The organism is Saccharothrix longispora (genome assembly GCF_031455225.1).
In the GTDB taxonomy this organism is placed as follows: domain Bacteria; phylum Actinomycetota; class Actinomycetes; order Mycobacteriales; family Pseudonocardiaceae; genus Actinosynnema; species Actinosynnema longispora.
In genome coordinates this window covers 4,987,229-5,006,519 of record NZ_JAVDSG010000001.1, presented here as the reverse complement: position 1 = coordinate 5,006,519, position 19,291 = coordinate 4,987,229, and the positions used below count along the sequence as shown (strand labels likewise).

Below are 19,291 nucleotides of genomic sequence, written 5' to 3'. Positions count from 1 at the left end.
CCCAAGCGGGCATTCGGCCCAACTTCGGGCCGGGGCGGGTCAGCGGTCCCGCGTCAGCCGCGGCACGCCGACACCGGGCCCGGCCCAGGCGACCAGCCCGGCGACGTCGATCCCGTGCGGCGGCTCGTCGGTGTACGGCGCGATGTTGGCCGCGCCGCGATCGAGCAGCGACCGCGCGCCCGGGGCGTTGCCGCGCGCGGAGTGCGTGAGGCCGACCGCGAGCTGCGCCAGCCCGCGCCACAGCTCGCGCTCGTGCTCGGGCGCGGCCTTCCACGCGTCCTCCAGCACCTCGTGCGCGTGGAACGGACGGCCGTCGTCGAGCAGCCGCTGCGCCTCGGCCAGCGCCTCCGCCGGGGTGCGCGGCACGCCCTCGGGCTGGCGCTCCACACCCGGCAGCCCGTGGGGCAGCGGTCGGCCGAGCCCGTCGCGCGGTCGCGCGTTGCGGGCCCGGCCCTGCTCGTCGCGGTCACGGGGGCTCGTGCTCATGCCGCGATCGTGTCACGAACCCGCGCGGACGTCAGCGCTCGGCCGCGGTCGCCCCGACCGCGCCGGCCCTGATCGGCCCGGAGAACCGGAGCTGGTTGCCCGACGGGTCGCGGAACGCGCAGTCGCGCACCCCGTACGCCTGGTCCACGGGCTCCTGCATGACCTCGGCGCCCGCCGCCCGCAGCTTCTCGAACGTGGCGTCGCAGTCGTCGACCCGGAAGATCAGGGAGCTGAGCGAACCCTTGGCCAGCAGCGCGCGCAGCGCCCGGGCGTCGTCGTCGGGCCTGCCCATCGACGGGTCCTCCAGCACGATCTCCAGCCCCGGCTGGTCCTCGGACCCGAGGCTGAGCCAGCGGTACTGCTCGATCGGGGCGTCGGCGCGGACCTCCAGGCCGAGCACGTCGCGGTAGAACTCCAGCGCCACCTGCTGGTCGTGGACCTGGAGGAAGGTGTGCGAAACGGTGATGTCCATGCCGACGAACCTAGGACGGCGGGACCGTCGCGGGCTTCTCGAAATCCGCTCGATCGCGGGGCGCGGACCGGTTGCGGTCGGGCCGGGTCGCGGTCTTGGCCCAGCAGGCGGGCACGGCGGCGACCGCCTCGTGCGACCGGGCGCGGTAGGCGCTGGGCGTCTCGCCGACCAGCTCGGTGAACCGGGAGCTGAACGAGCCGAGCGAGGTGCAGCCGACCGCCACGCACACCTCGGTCACGCTCAGGTCGCCGCGCCGCAGCAGCGCCTTGGCCCGCTCGACGCGCCGCGTCATCAGGTGGTTGTACGGCGTCTCGCCGTAGGCCAGCTTGAACCGCCGCGCGAAGTGCGAGGGCGACATGAGCGCGGCGCGCGCCATCGCCGGCACGTCGAGCGGCTCGGCGTACGCGCGGTCCATGAGGTCGCGGGCACGCCTGAGGTGGGCGAGTTCGTCCGGTCGCACCCGCACAGCGTCCCACGCGGTGGTGCCGGCCGGGTCCGAACAGGACGGGTCCGGACAGGACGGGTCCGCGCGGTTCCGGCGCGGGGTGCCCGCCCGCGTGACCGGGGCGTCCCCGGCGTCGCGGGCGGGCACGTCCGCCGGAAGGTCAGACGCCCGCCACCGACTGGATCCACGAGCGGTACCGCGTCACGTTCGTGTAGGCGGTGGTGGTCTGCCGGTCGCTGGTGGAGGCGACGCCGACCTGCACGCCGCTGGCCATCATCGGGCCGCCCGAGTCGCCGCCGGCGGTGATGCCGTCGCCACGCCGGGCGCAGATCGCGCTGCCGCCGTAGGCGTCGGTGCAGCCGCCGGTGACGGTCACGTTCGCGACCTTCAGGTACTGCGACTGGCAGTTGATCTCCGAACCGCACCGGGACGTCGCGCCCCAGCCGTACACCTGCACGGACTGGCCGACGGTGACCGAACCCGGCTGGCCGAGCCGCGCGTAGCCGGCGCTCACCGAGCGGTCCAGGCGCACCAGGGACAGGTCGGACGAGTGGTTCACGGTCTGCACGCCGTTGGCGACGGTGCCCCCGGAGGTCTGGTCGAGGCTGCCGATCCGGAACGACAGCCCGCCACCGCTCACGCAGTGCTTCGCGGTGAGGATCCACGTGGGCGCGATGATCGTCGCGCTGCACGTCTGCCGGCCGTTGGAGAACAGCCGGGCCGCCCAGGGGGCGTTGCTCGCGTAGCCGCCGCCGATGATGTACGGCGTGACACCGCCGTCCGGGGCGGGCGCCGCCGCGCCGGACGGCACGGCGGTGAGCAGGGAGAGCAGCGCGGCCGCGATGGCGGGGACCAACCTGGTGATTCGCACGGTTCCTCGTTTCGTCGAGACACGCGATTCCTCGCGCGCAGGGATGTCTCGGGTCATGGGATTCGTACCACCCGACCGGGTGAAAAGGGCTATATCGAATCGGTTATAACGTGGGCCCCGTGCTTGTCGAACTGGCCATCGGGGACGCCTACGGGGCGGGCTTCGAGTACGCCGACGCGGACCACGTGAGCAGGCACAACACCCTCGCCGCATACGTGCGCAACCCCGTGCACCCCGGGTTGGCGCCGGGCCGCTACACCGACGACACGCAGATGGCGCTGGCGCTGGCCGAACTGCTGGTGTCCGGTGCGCCGTGGACGGCGGTGTCGATCGCGTCGGCGTTCACGACGGCGTTCCACCGCGACCCGCGCGAGGGGTACGCGCGCGGTTTCCAGGGGTTCCTGGGATCGGTGCGCACGGGGGAGGAGTTCCTCGCCCGCATCCGACCGGACAGCGACAAGAGCGGCGCGGCGATGCGGGTCGCCCCGGTCGGCCTGCTGCCCGACGTGGCCGACGTGCTGCACCACAGCGACGTGCAGGCCCGCGTCACGCACGACACCCCGGACGGGCTCGCCTCGGCGCGGGCCGCCGCGCTCGCCGTGCACTACTGCCACCGCGGGCTGGGGCCGGTCGCCGACGTCGGCGCGTGGGTCGCCGACCGGCTGGGCTCCCCGGTGTGGGCGACGCCGTGGCGTGGCGCGGTGGGCGCGAAGGGCGTGATGAGCGCGCGGGCCGCGCTGACGGCGCTCGCGACCGGCGGGTCGCTGAGCGCCGTCCTGCGCGCCTGCGTCGCGTTCACCGGGGACGTGGACACGGTCGCGGCCATCGCGCTGGCCGCCGCGTCCGGGTCGGACGAGATCGCGGCCGACCTGCCGGCGTCCCTCGTGGACGGTCTGGAGGACGGGCCGTTCGGCCGCACCCACCTGTCCGCTGTGGACGCCCTGCTCCCGTAGCGCGCGAGCGGCCCGGAACCCGGTGCGCCACACCGGGTCACGGCGCGGACGCCGTCAAGCCCGGCGCACCGGCATCAGCGGCGTCGGCGTGGAGGTGAGGAACCCGGCCACCAGCTCCACGCACAGGTCGGGCCGCTCGAACAGCATCAGGTGCGAGCTGCCCGGCACGATCGCCAGCTGGGCGTCGGCGATCCCCCGGTACAGCGCGACGGTGTGCTCCAGGTGCACGATGTCGTCGTCGCTGCCCAGCACCAGGGCGGGGCAGGTGATCGCCGCCAGGTCCACCACCTCCGGCGCCCGCGCGGCGCGGGCGAACTTGTCCACCACCACCGGGAAGTGGTCCCGGCCGTCCGGCGACACCTCGGCGTACCGGTCGACGACCTCCGGCGGGAACCGCCCGTCCGGCTCCGGCAGGAACAGCCACCCGTCGGCGGAGAAGCCGGAGTTCAGCACCACCAGCCGGCGCACCAGGTCCGGTCGCCGCGCCGCCGCGCCCAGCGCCACCACCCCGCCCGCGCTGTAGCCCACCAGGTGCGCCGGGCCGCCCACGACCCGTTCCAGGAACCCGACCAGGTCACCGGCGAGCAGGTCCGCGTCCACGTCGCCGGGCACGTCCGGGGTGCGGCCGTGGCCGCGCCGGTCCACCAGGAACACCCGGAACCGGTCGGCGAGCCGCACCAGGTTCGGCTCGAAGTCCCGCGAGTCGCCGAACCCGCCGTGCAGCAGCACCAGCGGCTCGCCCTCGCCGCGCACCTCGAACCAGGTGCGCACGCCGTTCACGTCCTCGTACACCGGTCGTCCTCCCGTGGGGTCTCACCCATCGGTACGGAGCGGACCGCCGAAAGTCATCGGCAGCCCGAACAACCCGAAGAGCGCATCGCCGAGGTACGTGGCGCAGGAGACCGCGCGCGAACCCGAGAACTCGACCACGACCAGCGCGAACGCCCGGAGCACGCCCTCCTCGTCCGGCCGGTACTGGCCGAACGCGGGCACGCCGTTCGCCCGGGTCGCGACCACCCGCGCGGCCTCGCAGCCCGTGCCGGGGACCGCGAGGACCGCGGCGACGGCCGCACGCCCGCGCAGCCACCACGCGAACGGCGGCATGGTCATCGTCGCGTCCTCGTGCAGCACCGCCACGAGCGCGTCGACGTCGTACCGCTCGAACGCGGCCGTGTAGCGCTCCAGGAGGCCCTCGTCGACCGGCTTGAGCGGCTCCGGCTTCCGCGCGGCCAGGGTGGCGCGGGCCCGCTGGAGCACGCTGTTGACCGACGTGACGCTGGTGCCGAGCAGGTCGGCCACCTCGTGCGCCCGCCAGACCAGCACGTCGCGCAGGATCAGCACGGCCCGCTGCCTCGGCGGCAGGTGCTGGAGCGCCGCGACGAACGCGAGCCGCACCGACTCCCGCCGCTCGACGAGCACGTCGGCGGGCAGCACCCGCGCGTCGGGCACCGGCTGCACCCACGCCTCCGGCGGCAGCGCCTCGCCCAGCGGTGAACCCGGCGCGGCGGGGCCGGTGAGATCAGTGGCCAGCGCCCGGCGCCGCGCCCCGCGCAGCATGTCGAGGCACACGTTCGTGGCGATCGCGTACAGCCACCGCCGCAGCGGGCCGCGCGCCGGGTCGAACCCGCCGCGCCACGCCCGCACGAACGCCTCCTGCACGGCGTCCTCGGCCTCGAACGGGCCGCCGAGCATGCGGTAGCAGTACCCGGTCAACTCCACGCGGTGCTTCTCCAGGTCCAGGTCCACCGGCACACGGTAAACTCGCGGCGGCGCCCCTCGACCCCTCGGTGCAGCCCACCCCGCGTGGCACGACCGCGCGGACACCCCGCTCGACCGCTGTGCTCGACACCGCGTCCGACCGCTGTGTCCGACCACCGAAGCCACCCGAGGAGTCCCCGTGGCGCGCACGTTCACCAGTTCCCCGGTCCGCGACCTGCTCGCGCTCGCCAACCGCCCCGAGGTGATCTCGTTCGCGGGCGGCCTGCCCGCGCCCGACCTGTTCGACGTCGACGGCCTGCGCGCCGCGTTCGACCAGGCCCTGTCCCGACGCACCCTCCAGTACGCGCCCACCGAGGGAGACGTGGACCTGCGTGCCCTCGTCGCCGCCCGGATGACCCGCCGCGGCCTGCCCACGACCGCCGCCGACCTGCTCGTCACCACCGGCTCGCAGCAGGCGCTCGCGCTCGTGGTCACCGCGCTGCTGGAGCCGGGCTCGGTCGTCGCCGTCGAGGAACCCACCTACCTCGCCGCGCTCCAGTGCTTCCAGCTCGCGGGCGCCCGCGTCGTGCCGGTCGCCGGCGACGAGCACGGCGTGGACCCGGCCGCGCTGGCCGAGGTCGTCGAGCGGGAACGGCCCGAGCTGCTCTACCTCGTGCCGACGTTCGCCAACCCCACCGGCCGCACGCTCGACGCCGGGCGCCGCGCCGCGATCGCCGCCGTCGCCGACCGGCACGGCCTGTGGGTGGTCGAGGACGACCCGTACGGCGAGCTGCGGTTCCGCGGCGAGCCGGTGCCCCCGCTGGCCTCCTTCAGCGACCGCGTCCTGCACCTGGGCAGCTTCTCCAAGATCGGCGCGCCCGGTCTGCGGCTGGGCTGGCTGCGCGCGCCCGAGGCGCTCCTGCGCACCCTGGTGATCGTGAAGCAGGCCGCCGACCTGCACACCTCGGCCCTCGACCAGGCCGCCGCCGCGGTCTACCTCGGCGCCACGGACCTGGACGAGCACGTGCGCGGCCTGTGCGCCGCCTACCGGGAGCGGCGGGACGCGATGGTCGCGGCGCTGCCGTCCACCACGCCGGAGGGCACGCGGTGGACGGACCCCGACGGTGGCATGTTCGTGTGGCTGACCCTGCCCGGCGACGTCGACACCGGCGAGCTGGTGGGCAAGGCGCTGGAGCGGGACGTGGCGTTCGTGCCCGGCGCGGCGTTCTACGCCACCACACCGGACCGGTCGACGATGCGGCTGTCGTTCACCACGAACGCGCCGGACGGGATCGCCGAGGGGATGCGCCGGCTGGCGACCGTGCTGCGGTAGACCGGTTCGCGCGGGCAGGCCGGTTCGCCCGCTGTCCCCGGTTCCCCGGTCCGGCCCGGTCCGGGGAACCGGGAACGGCAGGTCGGACGGCGTCGCGGCCCGCGCGCGACGGTCCCGCCCGGCGGCCGCGACCTAGCTTCGCCCCATGACAGAACCACTCCCGAAGTCCGGACCGCGCCGGGTGGTCGTCGTGCTCGGTGCGCTCGTGGTGCTCCTGATCGGCGCGTCGGTGCTGGCGATCACGTTGTTCGCCGGCGTGCGCGACGACCGCGACCTGGAGTCGCAACGCCTGGACCAGGTGTCGACGGCCCGGTCCGAGGCGGAGGGCAGGCTGTCGGGCACGACGGCGTCGATCGACGAGGTGGCCGACGGGATCGCCCGCCTGGAGGCCGAGAACGCCGAGCTGCACAAGTGCGCCGACCCGGCCAAGGACACCATCATCGCCGCGCGGGACGACGACGACGCGGCGCTGGGCCCCGCCGTGGGCCGCGCCTCGGACAACTGCTGAGCGAGGGGAACCGCACATGACGACGTCCGAACCCACCCAGCAGACCGAGCCCAGCCGGCAGACCGAACCCGTCGACGTCCACACCGCCGACGTCCACACCGCCGACGTCCACACCGCTGACGTCCACCCCGCCGGTCAGCAGCCGACGGGGATTCCGCCGCTCACCCCGCCGCTCGGTTCGTCGTTCGCGGACGTGCCGCCGTTCACGGCCGCCCCTCGCCCCGGCAGGGCGCCGGTCGTCGTGCTCACCGCGCTGGCCGTCGTGTTCGCGGTCGTCGCCGCCGTCTTCACCGTGCTGCACGCCGACGCGGGCGACGAGCGGGACCGCCTCACCGCGGCGCGGCTGGAGGAGGAACGCGCCCTCTCCGGGCTCCGGGCCGAGCAGGAGGAAGCCGACCGGGTACTGGAGGACAACCGCTCCCGCCACGCGACCCTGACCACCCGGCACGACGTGCTCACCCGGTGCGTGGACGCCGCCAAGGCGTACTTCGACCTGCCGCCCGTCGATTCGCCCGAGTCGTCACGCCTGTTCCGCATCATGTACGAGGTCTGCCCGCAGGTCTGACTCCCGGGCCGCCTGCACGCCGCGGACCGCCAACCGGTCCGCGCGCTCGTTCTCCGGGTGCCCGGAGTGGCCCTTCACCCAGTGCCACTCGACGTCGTGCGGCACGAGCGCGGCGTCGAGCCGCTGCCACAGGTCGACGTTCTTCACGGGTTGGCGGGCGGAGGTGAGCCAGCCGTTGGACTTCCACGTCGCCATCCACGACAGGACGCCGTTGCGGACGTAGGTGCTGTCCGTGTAGATCCGCACGGTGGACGGCCGCTTCAGCGTCTCCAGCGCCCGGATCGGCGCCATCAGCTCCATGCGGTTGTTGGTGGTGGCCGAGGACTCCCCGCCGAACAGGTCGCGCTCGTGCTCCCCGTACCGCAGCACCGCGCCCCACCCGCCCGGTCCCGGGTTCCCGCTGCACGCGCCGTCGGTGTAGATCTCCACCACCTGCTCCACGCGCAGAACATACCGGGGCGTTCGCCGACGGCCGATCAGCCGACGGCGGACCCGCCGCCGCCGCCCGCCGCCGGGGGTGCACGGTGTGGGGCATGGACCTGGGTTTCAGAGGAGAGGTGGCGGCCCTCTACCGCCGCTACCGCCGCGGCTACCCGCCGCCGGTGCTCGACGCGCTCGTGGCCGCGTTCACCCTCACGCGCGACGACGTCGTGGTCGACCTGGGCTGCGGCACGGGCCAGCTCGCCGTGCCGCTGGCCGGACGGGTGCGCGGCGTGGTCGGAGTGGACCCCGAACCGGACATGCTCGCCGAAGCCCGGACCGCCGCCGGCGACCTGCCGAACGCGACGTGGGTGGTCGGCTCGGACGCCGACGTGCCCGCGCTGCGCGCCGTCCTCGGCACCGGTTCGGTCGGCGCGGTGACCATCGGCCAAGCGCTGCACTGGATGGACCGCGAACGCCTGTTCGCCGAGCTGAGGACCCTGGTGAGGCCGGGCGGCGGCGTCGCCGTGGTCACCAACGGCACCCCGCTGTGGCAGCAGGGCAGCGGGTGGTCGCGGGCACTCGGGGCGTTCCTGCGCGACCACCTCGGCCTGGGCGGCGACCGCGCGTGCGGCACGGACGAGGAGTCCCAGCGGCAGTACGCCGCCACCCTGTCGGCCGCCGGCTACGACGTCACCGCGACCACCGTCGAGTACACCGCGCCCCTGACGGCGGATGCGATCGCGGGCGGCGTCCTGTCCGCGCTCCCGGTGGACCGCCTGCCGGCCGACCGGGCCGCCTTCACCGCAGCCCTGGAGAACGCCGTGGCGCCGCACGCGCCGTTCGCCGAGGACGTGCGCGTCGCCGTGCTGGCGGGGCGGCGCGGCTGACACCCGCCCCGCCGGCTCACCCGGCGACGGGGGCGGGGAGGCGGTCGAGCGCGGCCAGTGCGGCCCGCACGGTCTCCGGGGCGGCGGGCAGCAGGGGCAGGCGGACGGCGGGGGTCGGGATGCGGCCCAGGGCGTGCAGGACGCCCTTGACGACGGTCGGGTTGGGTGCGGCGAACAGGGCGTCCGACAGCGGGGCGAGGGCGTTCGCGAGGGCGCGCGCCCTCGCCGGGTCGGCGTGCCAGGCGTCGACCAGGTCCGCGAACCCGGCCGTGACGACGTTCGCCGACGCCAGGATGCCGCCGTGCGCGCCCATGGCCAGCAGCGGCGAGATCACGAGGTCGTCGCCGCCCAGGACGGCGAAGTCCGCGGGCGGGTCGGCGAGCAGGGCCACGGTGTCGGCGTCGATCCCGCCCACGGCGTGCTTGACACCGGCCACACCCGGCACGGCGGCCAGGTCGCGCAGCGCGCCCACCGACAGGTGCTGCCCCGTCCGGTACGGGATGTTGTAGACGATCAGCGGCACCGGGCTGAGCGCCGCCAGGTGCGCGAAGTGCGCCACCACCCCCGCCTCGCCCGGCCGCACGAACGGCGGCACGGTCGCCAGCGCGGCGGTCACCTGCGACGGGTCCAGCGCGACCAGCGCCTCGGCCGTGCTCGCGCCGACGGTCAGCGGCACGCCCCGCTCGCGGCACACGCCCGCCACGAGGTCCACCACGGCCCGCCGCTCGGCCTCCGTCAGCGACCCCGGCTCGCCGGTCGTGCCGAGCGCCACCAACCCGGCCGCGCCCTCGTCCAGCACGTCGTCGGCCAGCCGTCGCAGGGCGTCGAGCGCCACGCGGCCGTCCGCGTCGAAGGGCGTGATGAGCGGGACGTGCACACCGGAGAGCGTCATGAGGTCCAGCGTCGGGCACGCGATGCGTAAGGTCCAGTTCGCATCCCTGACGATAACCGTAAGCTGACCTTATGCTCGACGTGCGCCGCCTGGGCCTGCTCTGCGACCTGACCCGCCTCGGCACGATCGCCGCCGTCGCCCGCGCCAACGCCTACACGCCGTCCGCCGTCTCCCAGCAGCTGTCCGCGCTGGAGCGCGAGGCCGGCGTGCCGCTGCTGGAGCGCACGGGCCGCGGCGTCGCCCTCACCACCGCCGGCCGCGTCCTGGCCGAGCACGCCGAGTCCGTCCTGGCCGCCCTCGAACGCACCACGGCCGCCCTGGCCGCGGTGTCCACCGGCCTGTCCGGACCGCTGCGCATCGGCGCGTTCCCCACCGCCGTGCGCACGCTCCTGCCCACCGCCCTGGTCGCGCTGGGCGAGCAGCACCCCGGCCTGGAGCTGATGGTGACCGAGCTGGACCCGGTGGACGTGCCCGCCGCCCTGCGCGAACGCCGCCTCGACGTGGGCCTGCTCAACGACTACGACGTGGTCCCCGTCGTGCCCGACCCGTCCCTCGACGCCGTGCCGCTGCTGGACGAGACCGTGTACCTCGCCGTGCCCGCCACCGCGCCGATCACCGGCGACCCGCTGCGCGCCGTCCGCGACGCCGACTGGATCATGGCCGGCCCCGGCACCCTCTGCCACACCGCCACCACCCTGGTCTGCCGGGCCGCCGGCTTCGCCCCGCGAGCACGCCACCACGCGGACGAGTTCACCACCGTCCTGGCGCTGGTGGCGGCCGACCAGGGCGTCTCCCTGGTGCCCCAGCTCGCCGCCGAACGCCCGCCCCCCGGCGTCCGCCTGATCCCCCTGCCGACCCGCCGGAGGACCCGCGTCGCCTACCGCGGGGGAGCGGCGACCCACCCGGTCACCGCCGCGTGCGTGACGGCGCTGCGCGACTCGGTGGACGCGTTCCTGCGACGCTGACCTCCTGCTCGGGCCGCTCCGGCCGACGCCGGCCGGGTGGCCGACCGATCCGCGCGGCTCGTGCGTGAGGATGGCGCGGTGAAGTGGACGCGTGCGGTGCGGCACCTGTGGGACCTGGCGGAGAAGTGCGCGGAGCTGGACGGTCCGGCGGGGGCGATCTACCAGGTGCGGGTCGTGGGGTTGTGGGCGGTCGGCGACGTGCTCGGCGAGGCGCGCGACGTCGACCGGGTCACCGTGGCGCTCGCGGTCGACCTGCCGGTGGACGAGGTGCCCTGGCGGAGCGAGCCGGCCGGTGCGGAGCACTGGGGCAACGCGACCCGCATGACGAGGAACCCGATCACGCCGCTGTGGCGGTCGGCGCGCGGCCCGGTCTGGAACCACCGCGTCGAACGACCCGTCCTGGTGTGGGACTCGGCGGGCGGGGTGGCCGAGGAGACCCTGGCGGCGTTGGAGGCGGGACGCGGTGACCAACTCCGACCACCCGCGCCGAGTGCGGACGAACTGCGCGAACGGCTCCGCGACGAGCTGGACGTGAGCCTCCGCGCCCTGCGCGGCCGGACCCACGCCTACGAGGAGAAGCGCTGGCGCCCCGGCAAGCTCGACCCGGTCGCCGACGACCTGTGGCGGGCCGGGGTCGGCTACCTCGACGTCCTGGACGCCCTCGAACGCACCGCCAGCGGCTGACCTCGCTCGGCCGGCGGATCGTGTCGGCGGAAGCGCCGGGTCCTCCTGCCGGGAGCACCGTCACGCGTCGGACGGGAACCGGCGCGGCAGGAGCAGCGCTTCGAGTCCGTCCGTCCCGCTTTCAACGGCGGACACGGTGCCGTCACCGGCGCGCGGTCTCCCACAGCGCGGCGATGGGCAGCGACACCAGTCGGTCGCCGAACCCGATGCCTCCTTGGCGGCCGGTGTGGAAGACGACGCCCAGCGAGAACTGATCGCCCAGCAGGTCCCGCAACGTGGCCAGTCCCCGGAAGTCCTCCGCGGTCACGGTGTCCTTCGCCTTGGCCTCGATGCCGACCACCTGGCCGTCGTCGCGCTCCAGGACGACGTCCACTTCCGCCCCTCCGCTGACCCGCCAGTGGTGCAAGCGGACCGCTGTCTCGCTCCACGTCGCGTGCTTCGCCAACTCGTTGACGATGAACGTCTCCACCAGGGGGCCGCGAGCCGGTGCGACCGGCTTCGCCAGGGACTCGGGGGAGATGCCCAGCAGCGACGCGGCCAGGCCGGTGTCCGTGAGGTGCAGTTTGGGATGCTTGACGACACGTGCCGTCAGGTTCCTGGACCAGGCCGGCAGTCGGTGCACCAGGAAGACGGCTTCGAGGAGTTCGACGTAGCGGTTCACCGTGGTGCGGTGCAAGCCGGTCTTGTTCGACGTGTTGGCGCTGTTGTGCTCCTGAGCGGTGATCGAAGCGAGGTACGCGAGCAGTGACGTGATGGCGCTCGGCTCGTTGATCCGGGACATCTCGCGGATGTCGCGTTCCGCGATCGCCCGCACGTAGCTGCGGAACCAGGCGCGTCGTGCCCGGGCGGTCTGCATGAGCGCCGGTTCGGGGAAACCACCTCGGCACAGGCGTGTGAAGTAGCCCGCCCGGTCCACGGCGGACGGCGGGAGCGACTTCAGCGAGTCCGGGTCGTCGAACGCGATGTCGATGAAGTTCTCGAACCTGCCTTCGAACTCGCCTTGCGAGAACGGCCACACGTCCACGACCGCGCCACGCCCGGCGAGCGACTCGGACAGGCTCGGTGTGGCGAGGAAGCGGGTGGACCCGGCGAGGACGTAACGACCCGGCGAGGGAGTGGCGTCGACCTCGGCCTTGATCGCTCGCACGAGCGGGTCACCGGCTCGTTGGACCTCGTCGATGAACCGCGGTTCCCCACCGCTGGTCGCGAAGGCCAACGGATCGCCGACCGCCGCCTGCAGCAGCTGCTCGTCGTCGAGGTTGAGCAACGTTCCGCCGTGCTCGTGTTGCATCTGCCTGAGCAGCGTGGTCTTCCCCGCTTGGCGTGGACCGTTGAGGATGACGACCCTGAAGGTCGAGAGGTACTCTTCGGCCACGACACTGCAGGCGCGAGTCAGACTGGTGTCGTCCATCTGCTCCTCATCAGGGAATATGCCCTGCCCCAGGCGGGCTGACTGTACACCTCACAGGCCTCTGAACCGACATTTGACGGACGACTGAACCGACATTCGACAGCAGTCACAACCGACAAAGCGCTGATCTTGCTCGATGCGCCTGCCCAGTGGGCGAGCGAGGATGAGCGGCCCTCCGCCGGTGGCGGGCGGGACGCGTCGGGTCGAGCGGCGACCGCGTGAACCCCTCACCAACGTCGCCCCGTCCGATGCCGCTCGACCCTCGCCGGGGAATGCGAGGGCTGAGGCGGGCGCACCGCTCCTCGGATGTGCGGGTGGCGCTGCCCGGAGGTCGCGTCACCCGCACGAGAGCCGGCTCACCAGCCGCGTGAGCGCCACTCGTCCAGGTGAGGTCGTTCACGACCAAGAGTGGAATCGTCCCCGTGCCCCGGGTAGAACCACGTGTCATCCGGCAGCACGTCGAACACCCGCGACGTCACATCACCGATCAGTGAGGCGAAATCCTCCGGCGAGGTGGTGCGGCCTACTCCACCCGGGAACAGCGAGTCGCCGGTGAACAGGTGCGGGTGGCCGTTCGGGTCGCGGTACAGCAGGGCGATCGACCCCGGCGTGTGGCCGCGCAGGTGGATCACCTCCAGGGCGACCTCGCCCACCCGCACGGTGTCGCCGTGCTCCACCAGGAAGTCCGGCGGGATGGGGAGCACCCCCGCGTCCGCCGGGTGCGCCACCGTGTTCGACCCGTTGGCACCCGCCACCGCGCCCAGGGCTCCCCAGTGGTCCGCGTGCTGGTGCGTCGTCACGACCGTCTTCAGCCTCGGCCGGCCGAGCGAGTGCCCCACCAGGTCGGACAGGCGCACCGGGTCCGCGGCGGCGTCGACGAGCAGCGCCTCGTTGGTGGCCCGGCAGACGAGCAGGTAGGCGTTGTTGTCCATCGGGCCCACGGAGACCTTCGTGATGGTCAGCGCGTCCAGGGTGCGCCGCGCGGCGGGGCCGTCCGGGGCCACGTGCCCCGTGTAGTCCTCAAGTACGTCCACAGTGGCCGACGGTAGCCGACCGCGCACCCTTCAGCGTCCCCACAGGTACCTGCCCTAGGGTTGTCGACGAGCCCCGCCGCGCCGCCGATTCCTCCGAATAGGGTTTCTCCGCCTCGTGCCTACCAAACGCCGGATCAACTGGGACGTCCTGCGCATCGCCGCCGTGCTGTGCGTCCTCCTCCAGCACGCGACCCACGCCGGGCCGTCCGTCCACCCCGAGTTGAGCGCCCCGGTCTTCACGTTCAGCCTGGAGTTCGGGGCCAGCGCGCTCGTGGTGATCTCCGCGTTCTTCGCGTGCGCCTCGCTCGCCAAGGGCGCCCCCGGCCGCTTCCTGCGCAGCCGCCTGGCCCGACTGCTGCCCGCCTACGTGGTGGCCGCCGTGGTCACCTACCTCGTGCTGCGCCACGTCGCGCCGGCCGGCTGGAGCGAGCTGGAGCCGCGTGACCTGCTGTTCAACGCGCTGATGCTGCAGAACTGGGTGCCGGGGGTCCGCCTGGTCGATTTCTCCTACTGGACCCTGCCGGTGCAGGTCACGGGCTTCGTCGCGGGCGCGCTGCTGGTCTCGCGGGTCCGCGGCAACGGGGTCAAGGCGCTGGTGTGGGGGCTCGTCCTGGGGCCCCTGGTGCTGCGCGTGTGGACCGAGGAACCCGGTGTCGTGCGCACCTTCTACGACGGCTTCGGCGTGCACCGCGGCCAGCTGTTCGCCATCGGCGTCGGCATCTGGCTCTGGGCGAAGGGCCGGCTGGGCGACACGCACCTGTTCGCCCTGCTCACGGCCGCCCTCCTGGCGCAGGCGGTGCACAGCGCCGACCTGCCGTCGACCATCGGGCTCGGCGTGCTGCTGATCGCCGTGTGCGCCGCGGCGGGCGGCGCGGACTGGGATGTGGCGCCGGTGCGCGTCCTGGCTCGCCCGATCAGGTGGTTGGCGGGCATCTCCTACGGCGTCTACCTGGTGCACCAGGAGATCGGCTACGTGGTCATGGCGAAGGTCGCCGCGTTCGGCCCGTGGGCCGAGCTGGTGGCGTTCACCGGGACGGCCGTCGTCCTGGGCTGGCTGCTCACGCGGTTCGTGGAACGGCCGGCGCACCGCGCGCTGACGGCCAACCCCAACGGGTCGGTCCTGGCCGGTCTGGTGCTCGCCGCGCGGTTGCTCGCCGCCCGGGTCGTGGGCGCTCAGAGCCACCTGGGCAGCGTCGGCACCGTCCCGTTCAACCTTCCCCCGCTCCGGCGGCCGGTCAGCCACCCGAGCACGTCCGCCGCCGCGCCGTCCGCGCTGGGCGACGTCGCGTCCGCCGCGCCCAGCGACCAGCCGCGCTGACGGCCGTCCGGGAACACCGCCCCGACGCGCAGCGGCGGCACGTCCGGCCGGTTCGCGTACTGGCCCACCGCGTCGGCCAGCAGGTGGTCCAGCACGTCCTCGGGCAGGTCCTCGAACCCGGTGCCGCGGTCGAGGTCCACCAGGTGCACCCACACCTCGCGGACCCGCAGCCACGGCACCCGGCTCGCGCTCATGGGCACGCCCGTCACCGGGTGCGCCAGCCGGTTCTCCCAGGCGCTGTCGGGCAGCTCACGCCCGGCCGTGGCGAACCGGTCGCACGCCGCGTCGAGGTCGGCGCGCAGCAGCTGCGGCAGGCGGCCCGCGCCCTCGTCGATGTCGGCGTCGCGGTCGGCGCGACTGGGGTACATCAGGTGCTCGACCCCGGTCTTCGCCCAGGTCATGAGGTTGACGAGGCCGTCGGCGTTGCGCGCGAGGTGGGTGACGACGTGCGCCCGCGTCCAGCCCGGCAGCAGGCTGGGGCCGCGCAGCGCGCGCTGGTCCAGCTCCGCGACCACCTCGTACAGCGCCTCCGTGGCCCGCTCCACGGCGGCCAGGCCGGCCTTCGCGTCGTGGATGGGCGCGGAGTGCTCGCGCGGCGCGGGTACGCTCGTCTGGGCGGATCGGACCTGGGCGGCATCAGCGAAGCTCATGGGCACCTCATCCCGGCGTCATGCGGCCGAACGGCCTATCGGTCCAGCGTAGGGGCGTCGTCCGCCCCCCGGTAGAGCCGTTGGCGCACGATCGTGGGAGAGCTGTCGCCACGTTTTGTCGGTGGCCCCGCCTAGCATGGTCCGAGCCCCTCCCGACAGACCCCGACCCAGTGGTCCGATAGGCTTTTCGAACGTCTGTTCGGGGGAAGGTCAACTTCGAAGGGAACAGCTGTGGCCGACCGGCTCGTCGTTCGCGGGGCACGCGAGCACAACCTGCGGGGGGTGGACCTCGACCTGCCGAGGGACAGCCTCATCGTGTTCACCGGGCTGTCCGGCTCGGGCAAGTCCAGCCTCGCCTTCGACACCATCTTCGCCGAGGGGCAGAGACGGTACGTCGAGTCGCTCTCCGCCTACGCGCGGCAGTTCCTCGGTCAGATGGACAAGCCGGACGTGGACTTCATCGAGGGCCTCTCGCCCGCGGTGTCGATCGACCAGAAGTCGACCAGCCGCAACCCGCGCTCGACCGTGGGCACCATCACCGAGGTCTACGACTACCTGCGCCTGCTCTACGCGCGCGCCGGCAAGGCGCACTGCCCGCAGTGCGGCGAGGCGATCAGCAAGCAGACGCCGCAGCAGATCGTCGACCAGGTGCTCGCCATGGAGCAGGGCACGAAGTTCCAGGTGCTGGCCCCGGTCATCCGCGGCCGCAAGGGCGAGTACGTCGACCTGTTCTCCACGCTCCAGTCGCAGGGCTACTCCCGCGCCAAGGTCGACGGCGTCGTGCACGCCCTGGGCGAGGTGCCGAAGCTCAAGAAGCAGGAGAAGCACCACATCGCGGTCGTCATCGACCGGCTGAGCGTGAAGGCGAGCTCCAAGCAGCGGCTCACCGACTCGGTGGAGACCGCGCTGCGGCTGGCCGACGGCCTGGTCGAGCTGGAGTTCGTCGACGTGCCGGAGGGCGACCCGGGCCGGGTGCGCGGCTTCTCCGAGAACCTGGCCTGCCCCAACGGCCACCCGCTGGCGATCGAGGACCTGGAGCCCCGGTCGTTCTCGTTCAACTCGCCCTACGGCGCGTGCCCCACGTGCACCGGCATCGGCGTGCGCAAGGAGGTCGACCCGGAGCTGGTCGTGCCGGACGACGAGCTGTCGCTCGGCGAGGGCGCCATCGCGCCGTGGGCCTCGGGCCAGACCGCCGAGTACTTCACCCGCCTGCTGGAGTCGCTGTCGCTGGCGATCGGCTTCCGGATGGACACGCCGTGGCGGCAGCTGCCCGCGAAGGTGCAGAAGGCGGTGCTGCACGGCGTCGACGAGCAGGTCAACGTCCGCTACCGCAACCGCTACGGCCGCGAGCGCTCCTACTACGCCAACTTCGAGGGCGTGATCCCGTTCCTGGAGCGGCGCCAGGAGCAGACCGAGTCCGAGTACATGAAGGAGAAGTACGAGGGCTACATGCGGGAGGTGCCGTGCCCGGTGTGCCGGGGCACGCGCCTCAAGCCGGAGATCCTGGCCGTCACGCTGCACCACGCGACCAAGGGCGACAGGTCGATCGCCGAGGTCTGCAACATGTCGGTGGCCGAGTGCTCCGACTTCCTCGACGGGCTGCGACTGGGCAAGCGCGAGGCGATGATCGCGGGCGCGGTGCTCAAGGAGATCCAGGCCCGGCTGCGGTTCCTGCTCGACGTCGGCCTGAACTACCTGTCGCTGGACCGCGCCTCGGGCACCCTGTCCGGTGGTGAGGCGCAGCGCATCCGGCTGGCCACGCAGATCGGCTCCGGCCTGGTCGGCGTGCTGTACGTGCTGGACGAGCCGTCGATCGGCCTGCACCAGCGCGACAACCACCGGCTGATCGAGACGCTGACCCGGCTGCGCGACCTGGGCAACACGCTGATCGTCGTCGAGCACGACGAGGACACCATCCGCACGTCCGACTGGGTCGTCGACATCGGCCCCGGCGCGGGCGAGCACGGCGGCCAGGTCGTGCACAGCGGCCCGTACAAGGCGCTGCTGAAGAACAAGGACTCGATCACCGGCGCGTACCTGGCGGGCCGCCGGGAGATCCCGATGCCCGCCGTGCGCCGCCCGGTCGACCGGAAGCGGCAGCTGACCGTGGTCGGCGCGCGCGAGCACAACCTGCGCGGCATCGACGTGTCGTTCCCGCTCGGGTGCCTCGTGTCGGTGACGGGCGTGTCCGGCTCGGGCAAGTCCACGCTGGTCAACGACATCCTGGCCACGGTGCTGGCGAACAAGCTCAACGGCGCCCGCCAGGTGCCCGGCAGGCACACCCGCATCAAGGGCCTGGAGCACGTCGACAAGCTGGTGCAGGTCGACCAGTCGCCGATCGGCCGCACGCCCCGGTCCAACCCGGCCACGTACACGGGCGTGTTCGACCACATCCGCAAGCTGTTCGCGGCCACGACCGAGGCGAAGGTGCGCGGCTACCAGCCGGGCCGGTTCTCGTTCAACGTCAAGGGCGGGCGCTGCGAGGCGTGCGCGGGCGACGGCACGATCAAGATCGAGATGAACTTCCTGCCGGACGTCTACGTCCCGTGCGAGGTGTGCAAGGGCGCCCGCTACAACCGCGAGACGCTGGAAGTGCACTACAAGGGCAGGACGATCTCCGAGGTCCTCGACATGCCGATCGAGGAGGCCGCGACGTTCTTCGAGCCGATCAACGCGATCCACCGGCACCTGCGCACGCTGGTCGAGGTCGGCCTCGGGTACGTGCGGCTGGGCCAGCCCGCCCCGACCCTGTCGGGCGGTGAGGCGCAGCGCGTGAAGCTGGCCTCGGAGCTGCAGAAGCGGTCGACCGGCAAGACGGTCTACATCCTCGACGAGCCGACCACGGGCCTGCACTTCGAGGACATCCGCAAGCTGCTGGGCGTGATCAACGGGCTGGTCGACAAGGGCAACTCGGTGATCGTGATCGAGCACAACCTGGACGTCATCAAGACCTCCGACTGGCTGGTCGACATGGGGCCCGAGGGTGGTTCGGGCGGCGGCACGGTGGTCGCCGAGGGCACGCCGGAGCAGGTCGCCGCGGTGGCCGAGAGCTACACGGGCGAGTTCCTGCGCACGGTGCTGCCGCAGGAGGCGGTGGCGGGCTGAGCCCGGCCGGTTCGGGAGATCGTCCCGGGGGTAGTGGGACGGCATGGGGCTGAACCACTACCGCTTCCGGAGCACCTGGTCGCTCGACGAGCCGCCCGCGCTGGTCCACGGGGTGCTGGCCGACCTCGCCGGCTACTCGCGCTGGTGGCGGGAGGTACGCGGCGGACGGCGGCTGGACGGCGACACCGCCGAGCTGCGCCTGCGCTCGGTCCTGCCGTACGAGCTGGTCGTGGTGCTGCGCCGGGACGTGGACGACCCGGCGGCGGGCGTGCTGCGGGCCGTGCTGTCCGGTGACATGGACGGCACGGCCACCTGGCGCGTCGCGCCCGAGGGCGCCGGGACGCGCCTGGTGTACGAGCAGGAGGTCGTGGTGCGCAGACGCCTGCTGCGGCTGCTCGCGCCGGTGGCCCGCCCGCTGCTCGTCGCCAACCACGCGCTGATGATGCGCAGCGGCCTGCGCGGCCTGCGCGCCCGGCTGGCGGGTGAGCGGACCGGCTAGGTCGGGTCCGCGGGGCGTTCCGGACCGCGCTGCGGGTGTTCCGGGCGGTGCCGCCGCTCAAGCGGGCGGTGTTCCGGGAGCACGGGGAACGC

General features: G+C 73.4%; 20 protein-coding genes and 1 pseudogene. 10 read left to right on the top strand and 11 right to left on the bottom strand.

Annotation, left to right across the window (positions count from 1 at the left end; genetic code table 11):
* Window positions 1-39 precede the first annotated feature (39 nt).
* From J2S66_RS20480 to J2S66_RS20465, 4 genes are all read right to left on the bottom strand, one after another.
* A complete protein-coding gene (locus J2S66_RS20480; protein ID WP_310308797.1) occupies window positions 40-486 on the bottom strand; it encodes a DUF309 domain-containing protein in 447 nt (148 codons plus the stop codon).
* Window positions 487-517: 31 nt separating this feature from the next.
* The gene (locus J2S66_RS20475; RefSeq protein ID WP_310308795.1) at window positions 518-958 is read right to left on the bottom strand and encodes a VOC family protein; all 441 of its coding nucleotides are present in this window, start codon (window positions 956-958) and stop codon (window positions 518-520) included.
* 10 nt (window positions 959-968) lie between these two features.
* Window positions 969-1,418, bottom strand: coding sequence for a helix-turn-helix domain-containing protein (locus J2S66_RS20470; RefSeq protein ID WP_310308794.1), 450 nt, complete (start codon window positions 1,416-1,418; stop codon window positions 969-971).
* A gap of 145 nt (window positions 1,419-1,563) precedes the next feature.
* Window positions 1,564-2,274, bottom strand: coding sequence for a S1 family peptidase (locus J2S66_RS20465; RefSeq protein WP_310308792.1), 711 nt, complete (start codon window positions 2,272-2,274; stop codon window positions 1,564-1,566).
* A gap of 119 nt (window positions 2,275-2,393) precedes the next feature.
* On the opposite strand from J2S66_RS20465, the gene J2S66_RS20460 reads away from it, so the two are divergent.
* Window positions 2,394-3,227, top strand: a complete 834-nt coding sequence (locus J2S66_RS20460; protein WP_310308791.1) for an ADP-ribosylglycohydrolase family protein — start codon at window positions 2,394-2,396, stop codon at window positions 3,225-3,227.
* A gap of 54 nt (window positions 3,228-3,281) precedes the next feature.
* Here J2S66_RS20460 and J2S66_RS20455 read toward each other — a convergent pair whose 3' ends face one another.
* Both J2S66_RS20455 and J2S66_RS20450 read right to left on the bottom strand, forming a co-directional pair.
* A complete protein-coding gene (locus J2S66_RS20455) occupies window positions 3,282-4,019 on the bottom strand; it encodes an alpha/beta fold hydrolase (RefSeq protein WP_310308790.1) in 738 nt (245 codons plus the stop codon).
* A gap of 21 nt (window positions 4,020-4,040) precedes the next feature.
* Window positions 4,041-4,973, bottom strand: coding sequence for a sigma-70 family RNA polymerase sigma factor (locus tag J2S66_RS20450; protein ID WP_310308789.1), 933 nt, complete (start codon window positions 4,971-4,973; stop codon window positions 4,041-4,043).
* A gap of 151 nt (window positions 4,974-5,124) precedes the next feature.
* Here J2S66_RS20450 and J2S66_RS20445 point away from each other — a divergent pair, with 151 nt between their 5' ends.
* From J2S66_RS20445 to J2S66_RS20435, 3 genes are all read left to right on the top strand, one after another.
* Entirely contained in the window at window positions 5,125-6,258 is a 1,134-nt protein-coding gene (locus J2S66_RS20445) for an aminotransferase-like domain-containing protein (protein WP_310308788.1), read from the top strand.
* Window positions 6,259-6,403: 145 nt separating this feature from the next.
* Window positions 6,404-6,766 carry a hypothetical protein gene (locus J2S66_RS20440; RefSeq protein ID WP_310308787.1) on the top strand — a complete coding sequence of 121 codons (363 nt, stop codon included), beginning with the start codon at window positions 6,404-6,406 and terminating at the stop codon, window positions 6,764-6,766.
* 16 nt (window positions 6,767-6,782) lie between these two features.
* The gene (locus tag J2S66_RS20435; protein WP_310308786.1) at window positions 6,783-7,331 is read left to right on the top strand and encodes a hypothetical protein; all 549 of its coding nucleotides are present in this window, start codon (window positions 6,783-6,785) and stop codon (window positions 7,329-7,331) included.
* On the opposite strand, the gene rnhA is transcribed toward J2S66_RS20435, so the two are convergent.
* Window positions 7,287-7,772, bottom strand: coding sequence for a ribonuclease HI (gene rnhA, locus J2S66_RS20430; protein ID WP_310308784.1), 486 nt, complete (start codon window positions 7,770-7,772; stop codon window positions 7,287-7,289). The two genes, J2S66_RS20435 and rnhA, sit on opposite strands and share 45 nt — an antisense overlap.
* A gap of 92 nt (window positions 7,773-7,864) precedes the next feature.
* Between rnhA and J2S66_RS20425 the strand changes: the two genes are divergently transcribed.
* Window positions 7,865-8,641, top strand: a complete 777-nt coding sequence (locus J2S66_RS20425) for a class I SAM-dependent methyltransferase (RefSeq protein ID WP_310308783.1) — start codon at window positions 7,865-7,867, stop codon at window positions 8,639-8,641.
* 16 nt (window positions 8,642-8,657) lie between these two features.
* Here the strand turns inward: J2S66_RS20425 and J2S66_RS20420 are convergent, their stop codons facing one another.
* Window positions 8,658-9,533: a dihydrodipicolinate synthase family protein gene (locus J2S66_RS20420; RefSeq protein WP_310308782.1), complete on the bottom strand. Its 876-nt coding sequence runs from the start codon at window positions 9,531-9,533 to the stop codon at window positions 8,658-8,660.
* Between the two features lie 71 nt (window positions 9,534-9,604).
* Between J2S66_RS20420 and J2S66_RS20415 the strand changes: the two genes are divergently transcribed.
* A complete protein-coding gene (locus J2S66_RS20415; RefSeq protein WP_310308781.1) occupies window positions 9,605-10,498 on the top strand; it encodes a LysR family transcriptional regulator in 894 nt (297 codons plus the stop codon).
* A 78-nt stretch (window positions 10,499-10,576) separates the two neighbouring features.
* Window positions 10,577-11,182, top strand: a complete 606-nt coding sequence (locus tag J2S66_RS20410) for a DUF7711 family protein (protein ID WP_310308780.1) — start codon at window positions 10,577-10,579, stop codon at window positions 11,180-11,182.
* A gap of 142 nt (window positions 11,183-11,324) precedes the next feature.
* Here J2S66_RS20410 and J2S66_RS20405 read toward each other — a convergent pair whose 3' ends face one another.
* Entirely contained in the window at window positions 11,325-12,593 is a 1,269-nt protein-coding gene (locus J2S66_RS20405) for an ATP-binding protein (RefSeq protein ID WP_310308779.1), read from the bottom strand.
* Window positions 12,594-12,949: 356 nt separating this feature from the next.
* A complete protein-coding gene (locus J2S66_RS20400) occupies window positions 12,950-13,627 on the bottom strand; it encodes an MBL fold metallo-hydrolase (RefSeq protein ID WP_310308777.1) in 678 nt (225 codons plus the stop codon).
* Window positions 13,628-13,742: 115 nt separating this feature from the next.
* Between J2S66_RS20400 and J2S66_RS20395 the strand changes: the two genes are divergently transcribed.
* Window positions 13,743-14,945, top strand: coding sequence for an acyltransferase family protein (locus J2S66_RS20395; protein ID WP_310308776.1), 1,203 nt, complete (start codon window positions 13,743-13,745; stop codon window positions 14,943-14,945).
* Here J2S66_RS20395 and J2S66_RS20390 read toward each other — a convergent pair.
* A pseudogene (locus J2S66_RS20390) lies at window positions 14,915-15,595 on the bottom strand (maleylpyruvate isomerase family mycothiol-dependent enzyme); the annotation flags it as partial. The gene J2S66_RS20395 and the pseudogene J2S66_RS20390 overlap by 31 nt on opposite strands.
* 231 nt (window positions 15,596-15,826) lie before the next feature.
* Here J2S66_RS20390 and uvrA point away from each other — a divergent pair.
* Together uvrA and J2S66_RS20380 are read left to right on the top strand one after the other, a co-directional pair.
* The gene (gene uvrA / locus J2S66_RS20385; protein ID WP_310308775.1) at window positions 15,827-18,700 is read left to right on the top strand and encodes an excinuclease ABC subunit UvrA; all 2,874 of its coding nucleotides are present in this window, start codon (window positions 15,827-15,829) and stop codon (window positions 18,698-18,700) included.
* Window positions 18,701-18,743: 43 nt separating this feature from the next.
* Window positions 18,744-19,199, top strand: a complete 456-nt coding sequence (locus J2S66_RS20380) for an SRPBCC family protein (RefSeq protein ID WP_310308774.1) — start codon at window positions 18,744-18,746, stop codon at window positions 19,197-19,199.
* Window positions 19,200-19,291 lie beyond the last annotated feature (92 nt).